This is a genomic window from Polynucleobacter sp. 35-46-11 (assembly GCF_002281105.1).
This window is the reverse complement of record NZ_NCFJ01000461.1, coordinates 1-1971: the sequence shown is the minus strand read 5'-3', so window position 1 is coordinate 1971 and position 1971 is coordinate 1. Positions and strand designations below refer to the sequence as shown.

Annotated in this window: 2 protein-coding genes; both read right to left on the bottom strand. The window is 40.0% G+C overall.

Annotated features, from left to right (window positions below; all coding sequences use genetic code 11):
• Nucleotides 1-1230: glycosyltransferase family 39 protein (locus B7Y67_RS16365; RefSeq protein WP_293599539.1), on the bottom strand; the 1230-nt coding region annotated here is incomplete at its 3' end.
• On the bottom strand, nucleotides 1230-1971 hold a 742-nt coding region (locus B7Y67_RS16360), incomplete at its 5' end, for a metallophosphoesterase (protein WP_293599538.1). The genes B7Y67_RS16360 and B7Y67_RS16365, both read right to left, overlap by 1 nt.

Below are 1971 nucleotides of genomic sequence, written 5' to 3'. Positions count from 1 at the left end.
ATTGGCATAGTAAATCAACCTTTCATCCAGATGTTTATAACCATATATTGGCAAATGGCTGACATCTTCAGCAAACCATTTACTAATCAGCGGCAATGACTCATAACGATAATCGAATACTTTAGCTTCGGCAAACGTATAAAATAATGCATATCCCACTGGCATTAGAATTGATAATCCTAGTATTATTTTCTTTAGGCGATTACCCGCTTTATGGAATATCTCACTCAGTTTGTAACCCAGTAAGATGGCGAATATTGGGTAAACAGGTAATAGGTATTTTGCATGTTTATCGCTAAAAGCTGTGTAAATCAGAAAAGGCACCAGCAATCCAATCAGTAAACTGGTAGTGACTTCATGTTGCTTCCACCGGCGTAATGTCGCAATAGGGCTGATAAGCATTAGAAAAAATACTGGGAAAAAATCAGCCGCAATCCATAAAATATAGTTGTAAATTGGCTCACCGGTATTTCCATAAATTTTGGTTACCATGTCTTTTTGAACTATTGTCTGCCATATGTCATATCCCATTTTCCAAGTGACGGCAAAATACCAAGATGAACCCACCGTCAGAAAAATTAACCACCCGATTGGGTCGCGGAGTACCTGCCACAGACGAGGTTTACGTTGATACAGCGCACAGATCAAAAGCGGCAATGTAACAAATAAAAGCGCTATAGGGCCTTTGGTAAGTACTGCCAACCCTAACAAAAAATAGCTTAAAAGTAGCCATTTCCTACCAACTTCTTCATATGTATATTTGAATGCGCAAATCAGCGAACTAAAGCACAGAAAAGACAAAAGCATTTCTATACCAGCCTGACGTCCGAGCATGGAAAATCCTGCATTCGCAATGACAATTTGCAAGGCAAACAAAGCTGCCCAGGCACCATAATGACGTCTTGTATACACAAAAACGAGCATTGCAGTAGCAAAGGCAGACAGAGCTGATGGGAGACGTGCTGTCCATTCGTTCACCATGCCGAAGAGATGTGAAAGCGTGGCAGATAACCAATACAGAAGGGGTGGTTTGGTGATGTAAAGTTCACCATTCAACTTCGGCAATAACCAGTCACCATCTTTGATTATGTTGGCGGCAGGGATTGCTCTGCGTGCTTCATTAAATGACAAGAAAGGAATGTTACCTAACCCCCAAAAAAACACTGCTATCCCTAACAAAATTGTCGCTATCAGGAGTGCGCGATACAAATTCGAGTTATCTCGTTGCATTATTTAATCTCTTTAATGCATCGAGTGTTCAAGTCCATGCACTCTCGTGCAAGTTCATGAGATGAGACGGTCGTAGCGTGGCTATTATAAAAGTCAATTTTAAGCTTACTGGCGTTGGCTTGTAATCTAACGAATCCATAACCTTCATTAAAAAACCGCAAGTCTTCTGATTTTCCTTTTTGTGCATACAAGCTTTTGCCACCCGCGCCATTAACAATATAATTGGGTTCACTATCTTTCACGATTAACTGCTGATTATGATCATGACCTGATAGATAAATGTCTACCTTAGCTTCTTGCAGTGCAGGTAGAAGTATACTTTTTAGATCTGATTTATCTTTGAAATGCTTGCCAAAGCTACGAATCGTATGATGTCCAGCAACTATTTTCCAAATGGGCTGTACTGGAGTATTAATAAATTGCTCGCGTACATATTTGGCTTGTACAGACATTTCATCCGCTGATGCATTTGTATCTAGATAAACGACACGGAGCAACGGACGTCCATTGATGTTGCCAAAATCACTATGATAAAAGTGTGCAGGCATACGCCAACGGTTTGAACCTAATTCTTTTTTAGAATATTCAATCTCCGGATGTGTTGCAGGATTCATGGATAAGTCTTTATCATGATTACCTAAGATTGCATAAAACGGCACAGTGCTTAGATAGGCGCCTGAATATACTTCTTCAAACATCGTTTTCCATTCAGGGCTGTTTTCAGTCAATTTTTTGTCGATG